Below are 23,622 nucleotides of genomic sequence, written 5' to 3'. Positions count from 1 at the left end.
TCTTGAATTATTTTTCATAAGGTACTTTAAAACGTAAAGCTTATTATGCATGCATAATAAGCTTTACGACGTTCAGTGTTTCGGTATACTTTAATTGGACAAATAAAAAAATTATCTTTAAGTCCATATATGCCCTATTTTATTGACATGAGGCTTGAATTTTAAGCTTCGGCATAGGCTTCAATAGGAGCGCAGGTACAAATTAAATTACGGTCTCCATAGGCGTCGTCAACGCGTCGAACAGAGGGCCAGAATTTGTTTTCTGCAACGTAGGGCAACGGAAATGCCGCTTTTTGTCTTGAATACGGAAAATCCCAAGTATCGTTTGCGACCATTTGCAACGTGTGAGGTGCATTTTTTAAAACGTTGTCTGGATTATCCGACTCTGCTGCTTCTATCTCACCGTGAATGGAAAGCATGGCATCGCAAAAACGATCTAATTCCTCCAAACTTTCACTTTCTGTAGGTTCGATCATTAATGTGCCCGCTACTGGAAACGAAACCGTTGGTGCATGAAAGCCGTAGTCCATAAGCCTCTTGGCAATATCGGTTACTTCAATACCATTCTGTTTAAAGGACCTGCAATCGATAATCATTTCATGGGCCGCCCTTCCTTTTTCGCCGGTATAGAGAACATCGTATTTTCCGCTTAGTCGGTGTTTGATATAATTAGCGTTCAGTATGGCCATTTTCGTGGAATTGGTCAACCCTTCAGGCCCGAGCATCTTAATATATCCGTAGGAAATGAGACAAACCAGGGAACTGCCCCAAGGAGCTGCCGAAATCGCTGAAATAGCCTCTTCCCCTCCTGTTTTGATTACGGGGTTACCAGGTAAAAATGGAACCAATTGTGGTGCCACACAAATAGGGCCTACTCCTGGACCTCCACCACCGTGAGGTATTGCAAAAGTTTTATGCAAATTAAGATGGCAAACATCTGCGCCTATGGTAGCCGGATTGGTCAACCCTACTTGGGCGTTCATATTGGCACCGTCCATATAGACCTGGCCGCCATGGTCATGGATTAATTTTGTAATTTTTTTAATGGAGGATTCAAATACCCCGTGTGTGGAAGGGTAGGTGACCATCAGCGCAGAGAGATTGTCCGCATGCAGTTTTACCTTTTCCTCCAAATCCTCCATATCTATATTTCCTTTATCATCCGTTTTGGTTACCACGACTTTCATCCCTGCCATGACGGCGGAAGCCGGATTGGTACCGTGTGCCGAAGCAGGAATCAAACAAATATTTCGATGGCCCTCCCCATTGGATTCATGATAGGCCCTTATGACCATTAAACCTGCATATTCTCCTTGGGCGCCGGAATTTGGCTGCAATGAGGTATCGGCAAAGCCTGTAATGGTAGATAAATCCTTAGCCAATTCTTTTAAAACTATTTGATAGCCCTCAGCCTGTTCCAAGGGCACAAACGGATGCATATTGCCCCAGCTGGCACTGCTCAAAGGCAGCATTTCAGAAGCGGCATTCAATTTCATGGTACAACTTCCCAGAGATATCATACTGTGGTTAAGGGATAAATCCTTGCGCTCCAGTTTTTTGATATATCGCATCAGTTCCGTTTCGGAGTGATAGGTGTTAAAAACCTTGTTTTCTAGAAAAGGGGATGTTCTGCTTATATTTTGCGGAATAGATGATTTTTCCAATAGTTCAGTGACTACATTGGCCTCCTTTTCCTTTGCCTCTGAAAATATACCAATGATTTGATTGAGGTCTTTAATTGAGGTGGCTTCGTTAACGGCGATAACTACGGATTCCGAATTAGGATATAAAAAGTTCACTTCTTCTCTTTCGGCGATAGGACGTATAATGTTTGCATCGGCTTTTATGTGTATGGTATCGAAGAAAGCGCTATTACTTTGGAAATATCCCAATTTTTCCAATGCGTCCGTTAATGTATTTGCTGTTGAATGTACTTTTTTGGCAATATATTTTAGCCCTTTGGGACCATGATATACAGCATACATGCCCGCCATAACGGCCAAAAGAACTTGCGCCGTACAGATGTTGGAGGTTGCCTTGTCCCTTTTGATATGTTGTTCCCTAGTTTGTAGGGCCATTCTCAAGGCAGGTTTTTCGTCCCTGTCCTTGGTCACACCAATTATCCTTCCAGGTATGTTTCTTTTATACTCTTCTTTGGTCGCAAAAAAGGCCGCATGCGGACCACCATATCCCATGGGAATACCGAACCTTTGCGAAGTACCTACGACAACATCAACACCAAATTCACCAGGAGGGGTTAAGAGGATTAAACTTAATATATCTGCAGCGACCGCAACCTTAATGTCCTTTTCTTTAGCTTTTAAAACAAATTCCCGATAATCATACAGCTGTCCATATTTACCCGGATATTGAAGCAAGGCCCCATAAAAAGTATCGTCAAAATTAAATTCCTCATGGTTGCCAATAACCAATTCTATTCCCAATGGGTTGGCGCGTGTATGGAGTAGGGACAATGTCTGTGGAAGAACCTCTTCGGAAACAAAGAACTTTACAATGCCATTCTTTTTCTGCTCCCTGGTTCTGACCTCAAAAAGCATGGTCATTGCCTCGGCTGCGGCGGTACTTTCGTCCAACAAAGATGCATTGGCCAGTTCCATTCCGGTTAGGTCGGAAATCACCGTTTGAAAGTTTAAAAGGGCCTCAAGTCTACCTTGGGCAATTTCTGCTTGATATGGCGTATAAGCGGTATACCATCCTGGATTTTCAAGGATATTCCGTTTAATGACCGACGGTGTTAGGCTTTCATGATACCCCAAGCCGATATAAGAACGAAAAACCTTGTTCTTTTTTGAAAGTTCCTCTAAATGAGCCAAAAATTTATGTTCACTCATTGGCGCACCCAAATCCAGTGTTTTTTTAAGCCGAATATCATCGGGGATGGTCTCGTAAATTAATTGATCCAAACTATCCACGGATATAGTTTTAAGCATGTGATCAAGGTCTTCTTCTCGGATACCAATATGGCGGGATGCAAACACGTCAGTCTTCATGATTTGAATAAATTAGTCGTGCAAAATTAGGTATTAATTGGATTAAAATGCCTTTTGAAAGCGCTTCCTTGGGGAAAGTTTTTAACCATAAACAAGGGTTATAAACACTTTGGGTACATTTGTTCAATGGAAAAACTGCAACGCCTTTTTAATTTTTATATCAATGCAAGTATCCATGTCGCATTTGGTGTTTTTGCATTGACCCATGTTACGATAAAGACCTTCAGTATACAGCGGGACGAGCATTTGGCCTGGTTTCTTTTTTTTGGGACAATCGTCTGCTATAATTTTATAAAATATGGGGTAGAGGCAGAGAAGTATTTTATTGTGGCGAATCCTTACCAGAAGAATATTCAAATAGTTAGTTTTATTTCCTTTATATTAGGGTGCTATCATGCCTATTTTATAAGGGTTGAAGTATGGTTGGGCATCATGGCACTGGTATTTTTAACAGGCCTCTATGCCATACCTGTACTGCCGAATACCAAAAACTTAAGGAGCTTAGGAGGCCTAAAAATATTTATAGTGGCACTGGTCTGGGCGGGAGCCACCGTAATCTTACCGGTATTGGGTTCTTTTAAAATTCTCTTTTGGGACATTTGGGTGGAAGCGGTCCAAAGATTTTTTTTCGTACTACTATTGTTGATTCCGTTTGAAATAAGGGATCTTAAATATGATAATCCGGAATTAAGGACACTACCACAGCGATTTGGTGTAAGGGCCACCCAACTGATTGGAGCTTTACTTGCCTTTCTATTTTATTTGGTCACTTTTTTAAAGGACTCTCTATCTGGACCTGAGCTTATAGTAAAGACCATACTTTTTTTAGGACTGTTGGTGATGATGTTTTCTTTCGGTAAAAATCAAAAAAAGTATTTTGCTTCTTTTTGGGTGGAGGGTATCCCGGTAGTGTGGTATGTACTTTTGGTTCTTTGCCTTAAATGGTATTAGCCAAGTTTTCTGATAGTTTCCCTCATTTTCGCCTTTTCCTTTTCTGAAAGTGAACGGAGCCTGGCTTTGTTGCAAAGCGAGGTCAATTTTTTGTTTTGCTTGGTATATTCTGCACAAATTTTGCAAAAAATAATATGAAACCTCAATTTTAACTTCTCCATTGAGGTAGCTTCATTGTACTGAGCCCTAGTACATATATCCGCTGCTTTTTCGCAAGAAATCATGAGTTGAACCAATTTTTATTTAAACATTCCATTAACGCTGTTCTAGCTCTGTGAACCATAACCCATAAATTGGACGGGTTTATGTCCAATTCATTACAAATTTCTTCCGTACTTATACCTTGAATGGTCTTCATGGTGAAAACTTGTGATTGTTTGCGTGGCAATTTGTCGATGCAAACTTGCAAGGCAAGTCCTAATTCCTCGTTTTCTATGGAATCGCTTCCTAGGTTTCCATATGGGTCGGCTACTTTTTCCTCCAACCAATCACCTTGGTCTTCGGCATAGGAATTTGAGCTCATTCGAACTTCCGCTTTTCCTTTTTTGGAATTTGATTTGCGATAATAATCAATGACTTTTCTTTTCAGAATCGCTATTAGCCATGTACGTTCGGCAGCTTCGCCCTTGAAGTTTTTTGCTGATTTTAATCCGGCCAAAAAGGTTTCGGATACCAAATCTTTAGCGGTTTCTACGTCGCTAACTTTTCCAATGGCATAGTTGAAGAGGTAGTCTGCGTAATTGTCTACCCATGAATTTGGATTTAGTTGATTTTCAGCCATTGTACAATATTGCGGTAAAAATAGCGTAATTTTCTTTTTTTTAATTCAAATTCGATGTCATCATAATTTTTATTTTTACCAAAACATGAACTTATGAAATTTAGACTGATACTTTTTTTATCCATCCTTGCAAACCTATCCTGTGCACAAAATCCTTCCTCAAAAGCTATTACCAGTGTCACACAGAACGAACTCTCCGAGGTTATATTATTGGATGTAAGAACCCCCGAGGAATATAGCCAAGGTCATTTGGAAAATGCCTTGAATATCAACTGGTTCGATGCGGATTTTGATAAACAAGTTGAAAAAATTGATAAGGATGAGACTATCTATGTGTATTGTAAAGTTGGTGGGAGAAGTGCTAAGGCACAACAGAAATTACTCACGTTGGGGTATAAAAATGTAGTCAACCTAGATGGGGGCTATGATGCATGGAGGAGCAAAAACAATAAATAGTCCTTGATTATTGGCTTTTTGACATTTGCCATAAGTCAAACGTAGGAGTATTAGGATAAAAGTCCTGCCCTTTTTAGAAGAGCCTCCACTTTGGGCTCGGCGCCCCTAAATCGTTTGTAGAGGACCATAGGGTTTTCCGTTCCGCCCTTTGATAGGACATGCTCCCTAAATTTATTGGCCACTTCTTTATTGAAAATTCCTTTTTCCTTAAAGTAGGCAAACGCATCGGCATCGAGGACCTCGGCCCATTTGTAGCTGTAATAACCTGACGAATATCCGCCTTGAAAAATATGGGAGAACGATGTACTCATACAAGTTTCGGGCGTATCGGGGTACAATTTAGTGCCTTCAAAAGCCTCGTCTTCGTGTTTTTTTACATCCTTGATATGGGTAGGGTCAATTCCATGCCAGGACATATCCAGCAAACCAAAACTCAATTGTCTCAAGGTCTGCATTCCTTCCTGAAAGGTTGCGGATTCCTTTATTTTGGTGATAAGTTCCATGGGAATTACCTCCCCGGTTTCGTAATGTTTTGCAAATAGCTCCAAGGCTTCTTTTTCATAACACCAATTTTCCATGACTTGACTTGGAAGCTCTACAAAGTCCCAATAGACGGAGGTTCCGGAAAGGCTAGGATATTTAGTGTCTGCCAACATTCCGTGCAGACCATGCCCAAATTCATGAAACAAGGTCGTTACCTCATTGAATGTCAATAGGGAAGGTTTACTTTTGGTGGAAGGGGTAAAGTTGCACACATTACTTATGTGCGGACGTATATTTTTACCGTCCTTTTTCCATTGCGATTTACAGGAGGTCATCCAAGCGCCACCACGTTTTCCGGATCTGGGGTGAAAATCGGCATAGAACAGGGATAAAAATGCTCCATTAGCATCATAGACTCGATATGTTTTTACGTCTTCATGGTATTTGTCTATATCGAAGACTTCTTCAAATTTTAGGTCAAACAGTTTTTCAGCGACCGTAAAAACTCCGTCAATGACATTCTCTAGCTTAAAATAGGGCTTTAGTTTTTCATCATCTAGATCAAACAGCTTTTGCTTCAGTTTTTCGGAATAATAGCTTCCATCCCATTTTTCAAGTACACCGATGCCATCCAGTTCTTCAGCAAAATCTGCCAATTGTTTAAATTCCCTTTCGGCAGCAGGTTTTGCTTTTTCCAAAAGTTCCTTTAGGAAGCCATGTACCTTTTCAGGGCTTTCCGCCATTCTTTCCTCTAGGACAAAATCGGCATGGGTTTTATACCCTAAGAGTTGTGCCCTTTCAAATCTAAGAGAGGTAATTTTTAGCACATTTTCTTGGTTGTCCAGTTCATCATTGTGAAAGGCCTTGCTCCCAAAGGCTATGGCAAGTTCTTTTCGCAAGTCTCTATTCTTAGCGTATTTCATAAAGGGAATATAACTTGGATAATCTAGGGTGATCATCCATCCTTCGCCTTTTCCCTTTACAGTGGCCAATTGTGCAGCAGCTTCTTTTTCACCTTCCGGCAAGCCGTCCAAGTCATTCTCGTCAGTAAGATGCATTTGGTATTTGTTGGTTTCCGCCAACACATTTTCCCCAAATTTCAGTGTGAGCTTTGAAAGTTCCGCATCAATTTCTCTTAATCTTTTTTTCTTGCCTTCTGGTAGGTTGGCCCCATTTCGGCTAAAGTTTTTATATTTCTTTTCAAGGAGCATTTTTTGTTCCACATCCAGATTCAAAGAATCCGCTTTTTGATACACCTCTTTAATTCTTTTGAACAAATTTTCATTCAAGGTGATATCATTTCCAAATTCGGATAATAAAGGCGAAACCTCTTGCGCGATTTTTTGGATTTCCTCATTGGTTTCGGCGGAATTCAGATTGAAAAATACACTTGAAATTCTTTCCAATTGTTGACCCGAAAATTCCAAGGCCTCAATGGTATTTTCAAAGGTAGGTTCTTCTGAGTTGGCCGTAATAGCATCTATTTCTGCCTTGGCATCTTTTATGGCTTGAAGGAATGCGGGCTTAAAATGTTCATTTTTAATTTTTGAAAATGGTGCTGTGTCAAAGGGCTCTAAGAGTGGATTCATTCTTTATTTTACTGTTTTTCAATTTTGAATTTCTCTGACAGAAAGTTCATTCTTAACTAACAACTATTTATTCTTAACGGATTTGGCGCCATCAATAACTTTTTGCTTTAATCCTTCTTTATAAAGGATGATCTTGTCCAAAACGCATTTGTCCGAACTACCAATAATCTGGGCAGCCAGAATTCCTGCGTTTTTGGCCCCGTTCAAGGCTACCGTGGCTACGGGAACGCCACCAGGCATTTGAAGAATGGATAAAACGGAATCCCAACCATCTATTGAGTTGCTGCTTTTTACGGGCACACCTATGACCGGTAATGGAGACATGGAGGCTACCATGCCCGGTAAGTGGGCAGCTCCACCTGCACCCGCAATTATCACGGAGTAACCATTTTTGTGGGCATTTTTACTGAAGTCGAAAAGTTTTTCCGGAGTTCTGTGGGCGGAAACGATATCCACATCCACTTCTATATCAAAACCTTTTAGAATGTCTATGGCTTCCTGCATTACCGGAAGGTCGCTGGTACTTCCCATTACTACGGCTACTTTACTCATAACTTATTTACTGATTACTTTGATTGTTTCCTTTACTTGTTGCGCTGTTTTTCTGGCTTGGTCAATATCCGAGTTCACAATGGTCACATGGCCCATTTTACGGAAAGGCCTCGTTTGTTTTTTTCCATAGATGTGGGGAGTAACCCCTTCAAGCTTTAGGATTTTCTCCATATTTTCATACACCACATCACCTGTATGGCCTTCGGCACCTACCAAGTTCACCATAATACCTGCTACCTTACTTTCCGTACCGCCAAGGGGTAAATTGAGGATACAGCGAATGTGTTGTTCAAATTGATTGGTGTAACTTGCCTCAATACTATAGTGACCACTATTATGGGGTCTTGGGGCTACCTCGTTGACTAATATTTGGTCGTCCTTGGTTTGGAACATTTCCACGGCCAGCAGCCCGGTCAAACCAATTTTTTCGGCCACTTCAAGTGCAAGTTTTCTAGCTTTGGAAGCTACTTCGTAATCAATTCTAGCGGGACAGATGACATATTCCACTTGATTGGCTTCTGGATGAAATTCCATTTCTACTACAGGGTACGTCCTTGTTTCGCCATTTGAATTCCGTGCAACAATGACCGCCAATTCGTTTTTGAATGGAATCATCGTTTCGGCGATACACTCCCCAGAAGGCAGACCTTTAAGATCGGCAATCTCACGGACTACCTTTACCCCCTGCCCATCATAGCCAAACTGTGCGGCCTTCCAAACAAAGGGAAGTTTTAAACCGCCATTTTGGATACTGTCCTCTATTTCACTGAGATATGCAAAGCGTTGAAATTCTGCAGTTGGTATTCCATGGTCTACATAGAATAGTTTTTGCTTTGCCTTATTTTGAATAATGCGCAATGCCTTGGGTTGTGGAAACACCTTAAGGCCTTCCTTTTCCAATTGTTCAAGGGCATCAAGATTTACGTTTTCGATTTCTATGGTCAGTACATCCAAACCTTGACCAAAATTGTACACTGTATCATAGTCAAGCAATTCGCCTTGCATAAAATGGTTACATGAAATTTTACAGGGAGCTTCAGGGGAAGCGTCCAAAACCTTGGTCCAAACATCCCATTTTCGGGTTTCATAGAGCATCATTTTGCCCAATTGCCCACCGCCAAGGATTCCTAGTTTAAAATCAGAAGAAAAATAGTTCATATGTACCACAAAAATACGCTTAAATCTTAGAAACCTAATCCCCATAATTCAAAAACACTGGTCAAAAACCCTATATTTGCCAACCTTACTAATTTTTTAAAATTGATACGGTTACACGACAAATTGTTTAAACCTTTTCTTACGGAAAAGCAAATCTTGGAGGCCATCCAACGGATGGCACAGGAAATTGCCGTGGACTACAAGGACGAGAGCCCCATTTTTGTGGGTGTTCTAAATGGAGCCTTTATGTTTGTTTCAGATTTTTTAAAGGCATATCCACACCCTTGCGAGGTGTCTTTCGTGAAACTAAGCTCTTACCATGGGCTCACTTCTACGGGAATCGTTGAGACATTGTTGGATGTACCTGATAATATTGAGGGTCGCAGTATCATTATTCTTGAGGATATAATAGATACAGGACGAACGTTACAAAAGCTTGTCCATATTTTCAGGAATACCAAGGTAAAGGAATTTAAGATTGCCAGTCTTTTTTATAAATCCGAAGTCTACAATGGGGAATATGCCATTGACTATGTGGGGCTGGAAATACCGGATAAATTCATAGTAGGTTATGGACTGGATTACAAAGAATTAGGAAGGAATTTAAGGGAAGTATACCAATTAAACCAAAAACATATGATCAATCTTGTACTCTTTGGTAAACCAGGAGCTGGCAAGGGCACACAAGCTCAATTTTTAAAGGAAAAGTATAATTTAAAACATATTTCCACTGGCGATGTATTCCGTTATAACATAAAAAATGGAACGGAATTAGGGACCTTGGCAAAATCATATATAGATAAGGGCGATTTGGTGCCGGATGAGGTGACTATTAAAATGTTGGAGGACGAAGTGGATAAAAATCCAGATGCGGACGGATTCATTTTTGATGGATTCCCTAGAACAACTACCCAGGCCGAGGCCTTGGACAATTTTTTGGAATCCAAGGACATGAAAGTGGATGCGACCATAGCCTTGGAAGCCAATGATGAAATTTTAATAGAGCGTCTATTGGAAAGAGGTAAGGTAAGTGGAAGATCGGACGATCAAGATGTAACAAAAATCAGGAACCGTTTTGATGAGTACAATTCCAAGACGGCACCTTTAAAGGAATACTATGAAGATCGCAAAAAGTTTCATAGTGTCAATGGAATCGGTACAATTGAGGAAATTACCGAGCGCTTGACAAAGGTTATCGACTCCCTTTAGGCATACACTATATAACTATTGGGGTTATTAAGGGAAATAACGACCGAACTAACTTAAGGAATATCCCATGGCAGAAGAGGTAATCAGACCAAAGGATGCGTTAAAAAGCTGTTTTTTTATTGGTTGTGGTTCAATATTGACCCTAATACTCATTGCCATTGCCTATATGGTTTACCTCCATTATTTTTATGACCCTTTGTCATAAATCCCAAGGGTAGTCTTCCCTTATAATTACGTAGCTTTGTACCCAATTTTTAAATGCTTTATTAAAGATGACCGAAGGCAATTTTGTAGACTACGTTAAGGTTCACCTGGCCTCAGGAAACGGAGGAAAGGGATCTATGCACCTTCACCGTGAAAAATACGTAGCTAAAGGTGGCCCAGATGGTGGAGATGGGGGCCGTGGTGGTCATGTAATCATCAGGGGCAACCAGAATCTTTGGACTTTGGTGAATTTCAAGTTCAAAAAGCATTTCAAGGCCGGTCATGGAGAGCATGGAAGTAAAAACAGGAGTACCGGTGCAGATGGTACAGATGTATATTTGGACGTGCCCTTGGGAACTGTTGTAAAGGACCCAGAAACTGACGAGGTCCTGTTTGAGATAACGGAGCATGGAGAGGAAAAAATAGCATTGGAGGGAGGCATGGGCGGACTCGGAAACTGGCATTTTAAGACCTCCACAAATCAAACTCCAAGATATGCCCAGCCAGGGATTCCCGGGCAGGAGGGATATTTTCTATTGGAGTTAAAGATTCTGGCCGATGTAGGGCTTGTAGGTTTTCCCAATGCCGGAAAATCTACCTTACTTTCCGTGATAACTTCAGCAAAGCCCAAGATTGCCGATTATGAATTTACGACCCTAAAGCCCAACTTGGGAATCGTGGAATATAGGGATTTTCAAAGTTTTGTCATGGCGGATATCCCGGGTATAATCGAAGGGGCGGCCGAAGGAAAGGGTTTGGGCCATTATTTCTTGAGACATATAGAGCGAAATGCCACCTTATTGTTTTTGATTCCTGCCGATAGCAAGGACATTAGTCAGGAGTACGCTATCCTGTTGGATGAGCTAAAGCGTTATAACCCTGAGTTGTTGGACAAAGAACGTCTGATTGCCATTTCCAAATGTGATATGTTGGACGATGAATTGATGGATGAAATGAAAATAGAGCTGGATAAGGATTTCCAGGGAACTCCCTATATGTTTATATCGTCCGTGGCACAAATGGGAATAACCGAACTTAAGGACAAACTTTGGCAAATGTTGAATGACTAAAATATTATATAATGAAACGGTATCTAAAAAATATTGTTGAGTTAAATGATAATCCAAAGAGTAGGTTTTTTGCCTATTTTATTCAAATTTTAATTTTTGTTTCCATTGTCTCCTTTTCCTTTGAGACCGTTCCGGACTTAGAACCTAAAACGAGAAGTTTTCTTCGGGTAATAGAAATATTCTCTGTGATTGTATTTACTTTGGAATATTTGCTTCGCATTTATGTTGCGGATAATAGGGCCAAATTCATTTTTAGTTTCTACGGTATCATAGACTTTTTGGCCATCCTCCCCTTTTATCTATCCTTGGGCATTGATTTAAGGTCTTTACGGGCATTGCGATTTTTGCGACTTTTTAGAATGTTAAAGCTTATGCGCTATAATAGGGCCATTAAACATTTTACTAAGGCCATTGTGATGGCCAAAGAGGAAATCCTTTTATTTCTTTTCGTCACCCTTATTCTAATTTATTTTTCCGCAGTTGGCATCTATTATTTTGAAAACCAGGCACAACCGGAGCATTTCTCTTCCATTTTCGATAGTTTATGGTGGGCCATTATTACTTTGACAACCGTAGGTTATGGTGATGTTTATCCCATAACGGTAGGTGGAAGAATATTTACTTTCTTCATTTTAATGATCGGATTGGGAATTGTAGCGATTCCAACGGGTATCATTTCATCTGCCCTAACAAAAAGTGTGGATAAGAAAGAGGAGGAATGATTTTTTCTTAACTTGAAGTAAAATATTGATTATGAAATATTTGAAAATACTCTGGATCATTTTGCTTCTCTCTTCCTGTGGTACCATAAAGGTTGACTATGACTATGAAAAGGAAACAGATTTCACCGCTTACAATACATATAATTATATAGCAGATCTACAGACGGGTTTGAGCGAATTGGATGAAAACCGATTCTTTAGGGCTATGGATATAACACTGCAGGCCAAGGGATTAAAATTTTCTGAAGAACCGGATTTGCTTATTGATGTAAACAGTATGGTTTACGAAACCCAGTCGGGCAATACGGTAGGTGTTGGCCTTGGTGGAGGTGGAGGCGCAATAGGTGGCGGGGTATCCATTGGAATTCCCGTGGGTAGTCCAAAACTAACTAGGGAAATAGTGCTTGATTTCTTAGATGCCAAAAAGGATATTCTCGTTTGGCAGGCCATTGGAAAGGCTCCCTTTAGGGAAGGGGAACCACCTGCCGTGAAAGAGGAAAACTTGCAAGAAATGGTCAACAAAATATTTGAAAAATACCCTCCAAAATCTTAAGGTAAGCAGCGTTCAATATCTTTTTTTAAATACCCCTATTTTTTCCTAACACCCCTATTTATAGGGGCTCTATTGTCATTCCTGATGTATTATTTATTTTTAAATAACTGATATTCAATTAATTACATTTTAGTAAGAGAAAATTTCCGTTCGGTCACATTTTTCAACCGTTCATCATAATCCATTTATTTTTCCCATAAAGGCCCATTAGTTTTACAGCATATTACTAACAATTAAAAAACAAAGTCATGAAAACAATCGACAAAACAAAAGTAACTGTACTAGCTATTGGAACTGTAACCGTATTAGTATCCTTAATTGGAGCCGTAAGGGATTTAAACTTGGTAAACTACTTTTTTCCCTTATATGCGGGTTTAACCTTAATGGGAGTATCGCTATTGAATAAGGGAAACGTAAAAAAGGAAACCGAAAATGTTATAGGTTGATTCAAAAAGAACATTAAAGCAGTACCAATGAAAAATTTTTTAAAAGGACTATCATTAGTGATTATGATAGTCCTTACATCTTGTTCAGGGAACAATAAGGATATCGATGAGTTAAAGGCCAGTATCCAAAAGCAAAGCAATTGTTCCAACGTGGAGTTGAGCTTATCAAGTTTTGGTATTACGTTATCCAAGGATAGCCCTAATAGTTCCGGTGCACGCTATGAGTTTTTGGCAGGTGATTGCCCTAATAATGATTTTGATACCATTAAAGCTGCCTTGTTGGAGGATTTTGAAAAGAAAGGATTATGTAATGATGCATTCATTATCATCGATTTCGAAGGAGGTCAGCAAATTGCATTTTCAAACTGTAACGCGGTTAAAAACTAATCTTGGGGTCTGGAAAACCATTCACCAATACAATTTTACCGCTCTTCATAAATCGGTTTAAATTACAAAACACGAATTCTATTTTTATACCCATAAAAGAGTACACCAATGATAGCAATTATAAAGTTCATAATGGTTTTGGTAATTCAAATATTGTTTTAGTTTCGGCTTTTAGACAGAAACTAAAATCATTCGTTCCCCTATATTTACCCTTAAACATTAAAAATGACAGCCTTCATAAAAAAGCATAGATGGTCAATTTCATTTTGGTTGGTCCAAATCATGTCCTGGGGAGGATTGGTGTTCATTGCCTATGCTTTTACACCGGATGCCGATGGATATAAGGAATCATACACTTTTAAGTATGGTCTTTTGTCCACCTTTTTAATAGGCGTACTATCCACAAGTCTTTTACGGTTTTACCTTAAAAGAATCATCAATTTTGATTCCTTTGAGACTAGCCAGATTATTAAAATTCTTATTGGAATTGCAGTGGCGGCACTGATTTACTTTGGTTTGTCCTATGGTTCGGGATATTGTATGGGGAAATTTGGGGAAGAGGATGTGAAAGTGCCCGAAATGTATAAGGAATTTGGTTTGGGATTGATGTTGATTAATTCCTTTGTAACCATTTTTGGATGGACCATTTTTTATTTATCCGTAAAGATTGTAGCAAAGTTGAACGCAAATAGGGTAGAACGTGCCGAACTTAATGCCACGCTAAGACAAGCCCAATTGAACACTTTAAAAGGACAAATTAACCCACATTTCATGTTCAATAGCCTGAATAATATCCGTGGGCTGATGTTGGAGGACGTGGAGAGATCCCGGGATATGCTGACCAAACTTTCCGAGATGCTAAGATATTCGTTGACAAAGAATAATGTAAATGCCATAAGACTGGAGGAAGAATTGGAAATGGTGGAAAATTACATAGCGCTCTCCAAGATTCAATTTGAAGATAGATTGTCGTTTATTAAAGAAGTCAAAGAAGAAACGTTGGACATAAAGATTCCTCCAATGATCATTCAACTCTTGGTTGAGAATGCGGCTAAGCATGGAATTTCCAACCTCAAAGCTGGGGGAACCATAAAACTGATTACCGATGTTGACCGAGAAAATTTGATTATCCAGGTCATCAATACCGGAAGTCTACAAATTGCCCAGGATTCCACTCAATTAGGACTTAAGAACATACAACAACGGTTGCGATTGTTATATGGAAACCAGGCTTCTTTTGATATAAAGGAGGTGGATAATGAAGTTGTAGCCTCCATTAACATACCCTTGTCATGAGTCAAATAAAAGCAGTTATAGTAGAGGATTCCAGATTGGCTCGAAATGAGTTAAAGGAGCTTATTAAGGGCTATTCCCAGATAGAAATTATAGGCGAAGCCGAAAATGTAGATGATGGTTTTAAGTTAATAAACGAGAATAATCCGGATTTACTTTTTCTGGACATTAACATGCCCGAAAAGGATGGTTTTCAGTTGTTGGAAATGTTGGATGAGGTTCCCATTACCATTTTTACGACGGCCTTTGACGAATATGCCATTAAGTCTTTTGAGTATAATGCACTGGATTATCTGTTAAAACCCATTAGCCCAAAACGGTTTTCAGCTGCTATTGAAAAAGTAGAGGAAAAACTGGCTAAAGATAAAAACGAGGTTGCTTCAGAGAACAACCAAAGGCTAACCGGAAATAGTCAGATTTTTATTAAGGACGGCGAAAAGTGCTGGCTCATAAAAGTAGGGGACATTTCCCATTTTGAGATTGTGGGTAACTATACCCGCGTATTTTTTCAGGACGAAAAGCCCATGCTGTACAAGTCCTTGAACCAAGTTGAGGAGAAGTTGCCGGAGAAATATTTTTTCAGGGCCAATCGTCAGCAAATCATAAACACGAATTTTATTACCAATGTAGTGCCCTGGTTCAATGGAAAATTAAAGCTGACCATGGCCAATGGAGAAGAAGTAGAAGTTTCCAGAAGGCAATCCTATCTTTTTAAGGATAAGATGAGCTTATAGTTCATTTCCTTCTGACCCGAATCACATAAGTCGCAATAATGTTATCACCTACCTTAATATGCGTATCAAATAGACCTGTTCTCTCGAATGCATATTCCAGGAGTACCTTTTTGGCTGCCAGTGTAGTAATTTTAGGCTGAACCTCAAAATCCCGACCTCCATTGTTCAATGTCAACCTAAGGTTTTCAACTTCAAAATTGCCTGGGACCTCCAATTCGAATCCAATGTTTTCTTTACGAATGGCTTCCAAACGCATCTTTTGGGGTACGGTAGGGATAACACCATAGGAAAAGGCTTCCACATATAATACTGGACCTTCCATAAATTCATTCAAAGTTGGAACTTCTTCTAAAAGTGAAAGCTCCTTTTCCAACGGATAATGATTTTTTATGAACAGATTGGGATCGGGCAGAAAATAAACATCGTTGTAATCCGGTTCAAATCTTGGTCCAACATCATCCAGCATAACTTTTCCTGCGGACCAGGTAGCATCGCACAAATACCATTGGCCGTCCAATTTAATCGCGTTCCAGGAATGGTTGGGCGGATCGTCCAAATCCAAAAGTAGGGTAGGGGTCCTGCCATATCCGTTTATAATTTTGCTTTGAAACCCTGCCAGATTGGCCATCTCGTTAATAAGATAAGCATAACCGGTGCAAGCGGTTTTCCTTTCTGAAACCAATTTTTCAAATACCTTGGGTGTAAAGCGATTGTTCCACTGTAAAAAACCCTCCCTATCCTTCCGGATTTTATTTCTTTCTTTTCGGGTCCTTAGGTAAGACTGGTAATCGTTTTCAATATTGGTGCAGACCCACGTGAAAATGGCCCTGAACTTTTCTACATCGGTAGTTAGGTCTGCCGTCAACTCGTGGGTCAATACCGGTAAGTTTCCTAAACTTTTTCCTTTGTGTGCTAATGCGATGCTATCCGCCTTGGTAAAATCGAACTTTTTTACATCCGTAATTTGTCCTGAACTGATGGCACAAGAAAGAAAAAGAAAGAATAAGGTTAATCGCATTACTTAAAGAGTGCGATGAATTTCTGGAAGATGTTTCTTTTCGATTTATAGGCACCGCCCACGACAACATCGCCCATGAGCTCAATATCGGTAGCGTCAAAAACAATGGTGATATCTATGGTTTCGCTTGTACTTTCTTTTACCTTGTATTCTTTGGTGTCGTAACCAATATAACTGAATACCAATATATCGTTAACTTCCAATTTTCTTGGAAACTCAAATTTCCCATCATAATCGGTCGAAGTGCCTTCAGAGGTTCCCTTTAGAACGACGTTGACCCCCGGTATCGGTAAATTGCTTTCGTCCAATACGGTGCCGGTAACTGTATAGCTATCCACTTTGGCAACGGAATCACTTTTTAATTCTTTGGATATGGTTATTTCCATCACAGGATTTGCTTGGGCAATATCTTGTGCAAGTATAGGAGCTGTTGTACATAAAGCCAAAAGTGAAAAGCTGGCAATGCCTAAAGTTCTGGAGAATAGATTTGTGTTCATGTTATTTACGGAATCAAATTCATAATTCTTAAGTTGTGAAGTCCTAAAACGTCCACATGTTTTTCCATTATCATTTGTAAAGTGCCTTGCTATGTCCAAATCTGAAAATTGGGTAAAATCAATGACTTCTTTCTGACAACGGTTACAATGACCACCTAATTCAGTCTTTTTAAAATTAATGAAATTTTCTGAACAAGGCTGGTTTACGGAAATTCTAAATGCTTTTTTCATAATTCAGTGGTTTTAATGATTACCTCTAAACTATGTTAGTTTGATTGCTTTAAAAATGCAGTTTTAGGGAAAGGGCTATTTGAATGAGGGAACTTTCCAATACTGTATTTAATTAATCTACCTGTACACGTATACCTTCACTATGACTGCTAAATTCAGGAGCGTACATACTTTGAATCGTAGTAATGCCATTGCTAAAATCTCCTGCATTGTTTACCCTAACATCATATTCGAAAACATAAACGCCTTTAGGCAAGTAATCGAAAAAGAAATTAGTGCTAGCATCCTTGGTGCTTTCATAATAACCCAAACCATCTTGCCATTTGTATTGGGACAGGACATTGACGGGTTCAAAACCCGCGGCTCGCATGTCTTTCATATGAATGAATTCCATGTCTCTATCGGATTTTAGTTCGATACGAATCCGTACCAAGTCACCAACTTTTAAATCCGTTTGGGCGGTTATTTCACTGATTCTCTCTCCCGTATCGGTATTCTTCTTTAAAAAGAGCTTCTTTTTTAATTGAAGTGGAGTCTCTGCAAAGGTTATTTTATCCAAATCCTCAAAATATTGCCAGTAAAGTGCTCCCCACGCAATACCATCTCCTTTTTTGTTGAGTTGAATCTCGGACATTTTAGGACTGATCTCATTACCGTCCCAAGTGGTTTTATAGTAACCTGTACCGGCCTCAACTTTTACATGCTCCAAATTCGATGGATTTACTTTTTCCCCTCCTATCAGAACATCAACGGCATCCGTTACGGATACCCAATCACTACCTTGGAGTAAAAGGGCATATATGGCCTCAGTTGTAGCCTTAGTGGTTTTCCATTGGTTGGTCTGCTTATTTTTAAGCAACCAGATTTTTAGGTCGTCAACGGTGGTAGTATCCTTTTCAATTTCCGAAAAAGCTTCAATCAGTAAGGAATGGGTTTCAATAGGGGCCTGATACCAATACCAAGAACTTTTGTTTTCCTTCCAGTATATGCCTAGCTCTTCTGAATTAACACTGTTCTCTTTTAAGGCACGAAGTATTTTTTTTGCTGTTACCTCGTCCCCAGAACGATGGGCTATCAAGGCCAACATGCCTTTGGAATACAGATTTTTCTTCGTCCAATACTTCACTGCTTGGCCTAAATAATAATCCGTGATATCATCAACTTTTTTCGACGTTTTTATATCCTTGAAAAAGCTACGCATGTATAAATATTGGATCTGCATAGGAGTTAGGTGATCTTTTGACAAATCGTCCGAGTACTTTTTCATGCGCTCATACTCCGCTATAAATTCGTCATCCAAATAACTTATCCCTCTTTTGACAATTTGCTCCAGTTCTATATTTTCATCCCGCTCCGCTTTTGATTCTGGGTTTCCTATCGTACTTGAAGTAAGTTTTTGTAAATGGGCCAAGCCAGATATTATATGTTGTGTAATATATCGATTCTCCCTGCCGCCTTTAAACCAGGGCCAAGCACCCGAAGGCATTTGATTACTTTCCAATTTTCGCAAAGCAATTTGCTTTTCGTTTTGCATTTTGTTCATGTCGAACAATAGTGCAATACGTTTCTTCTGCTCTGTTTCAGATTGTGCGTCCCTAAGCCATGGGGTTTCTTGGATTAAAAGTGATTTCAGTTCCTCATTTTTCTCCAAATTACTAAGTAGTGCATCAGAATTTGCCCATAGATTAAACACTTCTCGGATTCTTGGATTGGAATTGGCGATATGACTTGCCAAGGAATTGGCATAAAATCGCGAAAAGGTCTGCTCATTGCACTCATATGGATACTCCATCAAATACGGCAGGGCTTGTACCGCGTACCATGCGGGGTTGGAGGTGATTTCCAAAGTAAGTTTGTGATTGCTAAGGGTCGTAGAAGTATTATCCCTCAGTTTTTCCAATGTAAATGTCTTTTTTTGATTGCTCCGTACCCACATTGGAAGGGTTTCCGTTACCAACATCCGATTGGTAAGCACCGGTAAAACATTTTGTTCGCCATCACTGAAATCTCCTGCTTTCGCCACAATTTTGTACTGTACGGCCTGTAAACCTTTAGGTATACGGATGCTCCAAGAGAGCTGTGTGTTCCCATTCGTTATAACAGAGAATTGCTGCGTCTTCATGGTATTTTCCAGAAGGGAGTCGATAGCTTTTCCTGTGAGCGCATCTTTAAGTTCCAATTGTCCAAAACCTTCCAGACTTTTATCCGATAGATTGGAAATTTTAGAACTAATGGTGACAACATCACCTTCGCGCAAAAATCTAGGAGGGTTTGGCAACACCATCAATTCTTTTTGGGTAACCGTGGATAAGCTATTGGTTACTTTTTTTAAATCTTTGGTATGTGCCAATAACTGCACGTTCCAACGTGTGAGTGCCTCCGGTGTGTTAAAAGTAAAAGAAACATTTCCATCGGAATCGGTCAATAACTTAGGGAGGAAGAAGGCTGTTTCCTGAAGGTTCTTTCGGATTTGTACCGCACTAAAATCAACGTTTTCATCTCTGACTGCGACTTCTTCTTTCGGTGCAAATGGAATGCTTACGCCTGCCACCTGTCCTTGAAGTTGATTTCCAAAAGCCGCGTCCATTTCCATCTCTTCCGCAACTATTTCTGTTTCAGCACCGGATTTTCTCATCATTCTGGAAACTTGAGGCCCGCTTGCATACCCCCTTATTCTTATGTTGGAGTTAAAACTTAACCCAAACCACTCCAACCGGTCAAAACTTGGGCTAGCTATCGCAGAACTAAATTTATAGGCATTGTAATTCCTAAAATTAACGTTCCCAAAACTTTGATTGGCATTTGTGTATATGGAGGAATAATAATAAGGCCTTTCCATGGGGTTAAAATACCAGGAATTAGTTGCAAATTGATCTAAGGAGGCGTCATACATGTTCGCCAGTAATTCCGCAGTAACCTTTTCTCCTTTTGGTCCTTTAATTTTAAAACTCCAGGTTTCTTCGGTTCCAGGTTGGAGTTTATTCCTGAAGGTTAAGGTTTCTATTTCCAAATCGGTAGTTGGATATGGAACGGAAATGGTCACATTTCCTGACTGAAAAGAATTGTAAACGGAATAGCTGTAATGCACCACAAATCCACCCTCATCATCTTTAGATACCGGAATACTGATGGATTTGCAACCTTCGTTCAGTTGTATTATTTCCGTCTGGATTATTTCCTTGTTTTTTTCAACGTTGACCGTTACGAAAATTTCTTCGGCGTTGCTGTAAAACGTAATTTCTGCTACGTCTCCAATTTCATAAGAGTTTTTATCTGTCTGTACATCAAATAGTTGGTTGTCCGCTAATTTTTTTTCGTTTTCACTATAGACATTGGTTCTGGATTTTGCCTGAACCTTTTGTCCAAAGCTATCTTCAGCCTCCAGTTCAAAAAGATATTGGCCGGATTCCCATTTTCTGATGTTCTTTAATGTTATTTCAGTACTTTTTTCAGTATCAAAGTCGGTCTCAAAAACCAATTCTCCCTTTTCCCAGGTATTGGGGTCATGTTCCGATTTATATGAATCATGAGGATAAAGTGCCTTGAAATCTTGCTTTGACCAATATTGATAGTCGGGAGCAGGCCAAGGTCTATCACGCATAACGTAGTCGGGGGATTTTAACTTGTAAACCTTTAAAACGCCTTTTGAAAAAACCTGCTGCCCGTTTAGGTTTTGTGTGCTTATGCTAACTGTTTGGTCTTTCTCGGACTTGTCCAGTTGCGAATCGACAACAATACTGGCAGTCATAGCATGGTAGCCTACGTTTACATTCGTAGATGTACTCCGAGTTTCTCCGTTAATATCGGTAACGTCAGCGGTTACTGTGTAATTAAAAATTGGAAGATTTTCCTTGTTGGCGGATAGGTCAGGAATGGCTTTGAAAACTATCTCGTACTCCCCATTATCATTTGTAATTACTTCTCCATGCGCAATTTCCTGTGGTTCCCCATAAAAATAAGATCTTCTCCAATAGAACCAAGGCGGGTAGTTTACATTGCGTTGTACCCTGTACGATACCTTGGCCCCGGAAATAGTACTTCCAGCCAAAGCCATGGCCGTACCTTTTACAGTTATACTGTCGTTTACTTTAAACGTTTCTGTTACGGGCTTAAAGGAAGTTTCAAACTTTGGCCTTTTGTATTCTTCCACCGAGAAATAAAAATCTTCGTCCACCAAACCGGATACACCGTAAACTTCAAGATAATGTTGGCCGGTAAGTCCGGAGCTTGGTAAGATAAATTCTCCAGTGAAGGAACCAAATTCATTGGTCTCCACATCCATTTCAGAAACTTTCTGTCCGTTTACATCATAAAGACCTACCGTTACCGATTCACCAGATACCACTTTTGAAAGTCCACCATCGTTCTCGATAAGAATTCCCTTAAAATAAAGCGGTTGGCCCGGTCGGTAGATGCCTCTGTCCTTGAACAGAAAGGTTTTATAGGAAATCCTTGGCCGTTTATCCTTCTGCTGTTTTTGATTGATATGGGTATTGCCAAAAAATGCAGTTTCATCAGCTGTATCAATCTTAATTTTGTTAACAGAAATTGAATTTCTGTCTAAATCTAGCTGTGCAAAACCCATTTTATCCGTCACAAAATTTTTGGAGAGCTCAGTGCCACGATAATTCCGTTGGTAGTAAAGGGTGATTTTAGCCCCAGATATGGGTTTGCCCGTATTTCTATCTACCACTTGAAAAATATGCTGGTCGGGCGCTCTGGTTTCCAAAAGTGCCAAGTTTGTTACTTGTATTGGGCTAAAGGCAAAACTTTTATCAGTAGCGTCCTCATTTTCTTCCGATGCCGGCATACCTAAAACTATGTATTGGCCATTGGGAAGTTGGGGCATAGGGATTTCCATGCTGTGTTGTTGATAATCACCTTCATTTTTAAGCTTTGCGGTCCAGCTCGTCTCAAGTTTCAATCCTTCAATATACCCCAGTTGCTTTTGTATGGGATACAGGTCTTGTAAATCCTCCAGTTGCTCTTGATTTATCCTGTATGCTGCGAGTTTTAATGCATCATGATTCTTGTAGGTAATCAATAACCGGGAAGCTTGTTTTATTGGAATATTCCGCTCTGCCCTGGTACCAAGGTTGGGGGCTAGTATTCGCGATTTTAAAACGGCACATTTTTCGGTACCTAGACTGTTTGGAAAATTTGCATAAACGGCATCACAAATGCTGATGGCCTCCTTTAGTTTCCATCTATTTTCTTCATTTTTTTCTACTACATACACATCTCCTTGGGTCTTTAATAGCGATGCTATTTCGTAGCGGTAAAGTGCAGACGTCTCATGATGTTTCAGGTTTTCCGCGGATTCTGTAAGTACACTCAAAAGAATTGCATCCTTATCTGGGAAAACAGCTTTTGAATAGGTATAATTTAACCGTTCTATATCCACCGTTACCAAAGGTTCCAAGTTTGGATTCGAAAAATGAAAAGCTACTAATCGCTGATAAAGCTTCAAGGCTTTTGCCTGCAAAGAGGTTTCGTCGGAATCTGGGATGGAGAGTTGCGTAAATGAATAAGCCTCGCAAAGAAATTCCGGATTGTCTATCTCAAATTTATCTGCAGGTCTGGTGATGCTATTTTCATCGGTCTTATAAAACTGTAAAGCGGCATGTGCCAATAAATCGAACAATGTTGGCCGATAAGTCTCCGAATCCTCCTGTGAATCGATTATCTCCTTAAAATCCTTTAGCTTTTCTTTTTGAAGGTCTTCGGGATTTTGGAGCGATTTTTCAAAATGGATGCTTATTTCATTGAAAAGCGTCGTCAAGTCCCAAGTTCTAAAATCAACCGTATCTACTTTTACTTCGGTAGCGGTCCTGTTGTAAAATTGATAGCGATTCTGTTGAAAATACTGCCAATACAAATTGGCAAGATAACTTTCCAGAATGTTGGAGACTGGAAAGTTTGCATTGGAAATTTCATTTTTTAAGTCGTTGACGACCTTCAGTTGAGCATTTTCTTCCAATATCAATGCATATTTGGAAGTAAAAAGAAGTGACTTTATAATCTGGCTGGAATTTTGTTCCTTTTTGGCCTTTGCCGAAATATTTTGGACCATTTCCAATGCGGATTTGGTCAAGGCGTCCTTTTCTAACTTATGTACTTTTGCCCAAAGTTCCGTATAGGAATCGCTAGATTCTTGGGAAGGAAGCAATTGTGAAAAAAGGACGAGAGTCAAAGTAGCTATCAATGTTTTCATCGTTATAAATTTACATAACAAATGTCAACAAAAGACGTACCAACCTAAAGTGCAAATTAGTGA

18 protein-coding genes are annotated in these 23,622 nt (G+C 39.7%); 10 read left to right on the top strand and 8 right to left on the bottom strand.

What is annotated here, in order from left to right; translation table 11 throughout:
- Nucleotides 1-161: 161 nt before the first annotated feature.
- Nucleotides 162-3,011 carry an aminomethyl-transferring glycine dehydrogenase gene (gene gcvP / locus CJ263_RS03825; RefSeq protein ID WP_094996050.1) on the bottom strand — a complete coding sequence of 950 codons (2,850 nt, stop codon included), beginning with the start codon at nucleotides 3,009-3,011 and terminating at the stop codon, nucleotides 162-164.
- A 126-nt stretch (nucleotides 3,012-3,137) separates the two neighbouring features.
- Here gcvP and CJ263_RS03820 point away from each other — a divergent pair, with 126 nt between their 5' ends.
- Entirely contained in the window at nucleotides 3,138-3,962 is an 825-nt protein-coding gene (locus CJ263_RS03820; protein ID WP_094996049.1) for a UbiA prenyltransferase family protein, read from the top strand.
- 220 nt (nucleotides 3,963-4,182) lie between these two features.
- Here CJ263_RS03820 and CJ263_RS03810 read toward each other — a convergent pair whose 3' ends face one another.
- Complete coding sequence (locus CJ263_RS03810) at nucleotides 4,183-4,743, bottom strand: sigma-70 family RNA polymerase sigma factor (RefSeq protein ID WP_094996047.1); 561 nt, start codon at nucleotides 4,741-4,743, stop codon at nucleotides 4,183-4,185.
- Between the two features lie 93 nt (nucleotides 4,744-4,836).
- Between CJ263_RS03810 and CJ263_RS03805 the strand changes: the two genes are divergently transcribed.
- Entirely contained in the window at nucleotides 4,837-5,199 is a 363-nt protein-coding gene (locus tag CJ263_RS03805) for a rhodanese-like domain-containing protein (protein ID WP_094996046.1), read from the top strand.
- Between the two features lie 50 nt (nucleotides 5,200-5,249).
- Here CJ263_RS03805 and CJ263_RS03800 read toward each other — a convergent pair whose 3' ends face one another.
- The 3 genes from CJ263_RS03800 to CJ263_RS03790 all read right to left on the bottom strand — a co-directional run bounded on the left by CJ263_RS03800 (nucleotide 5,250) and on the right by CJ263_RS03790 (nucleotide 8,981).
- Nucleotides 5,250-7,271 (bottom strand): M3 family metallopeptidase, encoded by a 2,022-nt coding sequence (locus CJ263_RS03800; protein WP_094996045.1) that lies wholly within the window; start codon nucleotides 7,269-7,271, stop codon nucleotides 5,250-5,252.
- 63 nt (nucleotides 7,272-7,334) lie between these two features.
- A complete protein-coding gene (gene purE / locus CJ263_RS03795) occupies nucleotides 7,335-7,823 on the bottom strand; it encodes a 5-(carboxyamino)imidazole ribonucleotide mutase (protein ID WP_094996044.1) in 489 nt (162 codons plus the stop codon).
- A 3-nt stretch (nucleotides 7,824-7,826) separates the two neighbouring features.
- Nucleotides 7,827-8,981 (bottom strand): 5-(carboxyamino)imidazole ribonucleotide synthase, encoded by a 1,155-nt coding sequence (locus CJ263_RS03790; protein ID WP_094999091.1) that lies wholly within the window; start codon nucleotides 8,979-8,981, stop codon nucleotides 7,827-7,829.
- Between the two features lie 102 nt (nucleotides 8,982-9,083).
- Between CJ263_RS03790 and CJ263_RS03785 the strand changes: the two genes are divergently transcribed.
- The 8 genes from CJ263_RS03785 to CJ263_RS03750 all read left to right on the top strand — a co-directional run bounded on the left by CJ263_RS03785 (nucleotide 9,084) and on the right by CJ263_RS03750 (nucleotide 15,599).
- A complete protein-coding gene (locus CJ263_RS03785) occupies nucleotides 9,084-10,190 on the top strand; it encodes an adenylate kinase (RefSeq protein WP_094996043.1) in 1,107 nt (368 codons plus the stop codon).
- A 272-nt stretch (nucleotides 10,191-10,462) separates the two neighbouring features.
- Nucleotides 10,463-11,464, top strand: a complete 1,002-nt coding sequence (gene obgE / locus CJ263_RS03780; protein WP_094996042.1) for a GTPase ObgE — start codon at nucleotides 10,463-10,465, stop codon at nucleotides 11,462-11,464.
- Between the two features lie 11 nt (nucleotides 11,465-11,475).
- Nucleotides 11,476-12,186, top strand: coding sequence for an ion transporter (locus CJ263_RS03775; RefSeq protein ID WP_094996041.1), 711 nt, complete (start codon nucleotides 11,476-11,478; stop codon nucleotides 12,184-12,186).
- Between the two features lie 31 nt (nucleotides 12,187-12,217).
- Nucleotides 12,218-12,739, top strand: a complete 522-nt coding sequence (locus CJ263_RS03770) for a DUF4136 domain-containing protein (RefSeq protein WP_094996040.1) — start codon at nucleotides 12,218-12,220, stop codon at nucleotides 12,737-12,739.
- 248 nt (nucleotides 12,740-12,987) lie between these two features.
- On the top strand, nucleotides 12,988-13,185 hold the full coding sequence (locus CJ263_RS03765) for a hypothetical protein (protein WP_094996039.1): 198 nt from the start codon (nucleotides 12,988-12,990) through the stop codon (nucleotides 13,183-13,185).
- Nucleotides 13,186-13,212: 27 nt separating this feature from the next.
- On the top strand, nucleotides 13,213-13,572 hold the full coding sequence (locus CJ263_RS03760; RefSeq protein WP_158657073.1) for a hypothetical protein: 360 nt from the start codon (nucleotides 13,213-13,215) through the stop codon (nucleotides 13,570-13,572).
- A gap of 225 nt (nucleotides 13,573-13,797) precedes the next feature.
- Nucleotides 13,798-14,868, top strand: coding sequence for a sensor histidine kinase (locus CJ263_RS03755; RefSeq protein WP_094996037.1), 1,071 nt, complete (start codon nucleotides 13,798-13,800; stop codon nucleotides 14,866-14,868).
- The gene (locus CJ263_RS03750; RefSeq protein ID WP_094996036.1) at nucleotides 14,865-15,599 is read left to right on the top strand and encodes a LytR/AlgR family response regulator transcription factor; all 735 of its coding nucleotides are present in this window, start codon (nucleotides 14,865-14,867) and stop codon (nucleotides 15,597-15,599) included. The genes CJ263_RS03755 and CJ263_RS03750 overlap by 4 nt, the downstream gene beginning before the upstream one ends.
- A 1-nt stretch (nucleotide 15,600) precedes the next feature.
- Here the strand turns inward: CJ263_RS03750 and CJ263_RS03745 are convergent, their stop codons facing one another.
- The 3 genes from CJ263_RS03745 to CJ263_RS03735 form a co-directional block, all read right to left on the bottom strand.
- Nucleotides 15,601-16,617 carry a transglutaminase domain-containing protein gene (locus CJ263_RS03745; protein ID WP_094996035.1) on the bottom strand — a complete coding sequence of 339 codons (1,017 nt, stop codon included), beginning with the start codon at nucleotides 16,615-16,617 and terminating at the stop codon, nucleotides 15,601-15,603.
- On the bottom strand, nucleotides 16,617-17,345 hold the full coding sequence (locus CJ263_RS03740) for a carboxypeptidase-like regulatory domain-containing protein (protein WP_094996034.1): 729 nt from the start codon (nucleotides 17,343-17,345) through the stop codon (nucleotides 16,617-16,619). Before CJ263_RS03740 ends, CJ263_RS03745 begins: the two co-directional genes overlap by 1 nt.
- A gap of 112 nt (nucleotides 17,346-17,457) precedes the next feature.
- Nucleotides 17,458-23,559 carry an alpha-2-macroglobulin family protein gene (locus tag CJ263_RS03735; protein WP_094996033.1) on the bottom strand — a complete coding sequence of 2,034 codons (6,102 nt, stop codon included), beginning with the start codon at nucleotides 23,557-23,559 and terminating at the stop codon, nucleotides 17,458-17,460.
- Nucleotides 23,560-23,622: the final 63 nt, after the last annotated feature.

The organism is Maribacter cobaltidurans, assembly GCF_002269385.1.
Lineage (GTDB): Bacteria > Bacteroidota > Bacteroidia > Flavobacteriales > Flavobacteriaceae > Maribacter > Maribacter cobaltidurans.
Note: the sequence above shows the minus strand (reverse complement) of the source record. Positions and strands in the feature narration are given on the sequence as shown.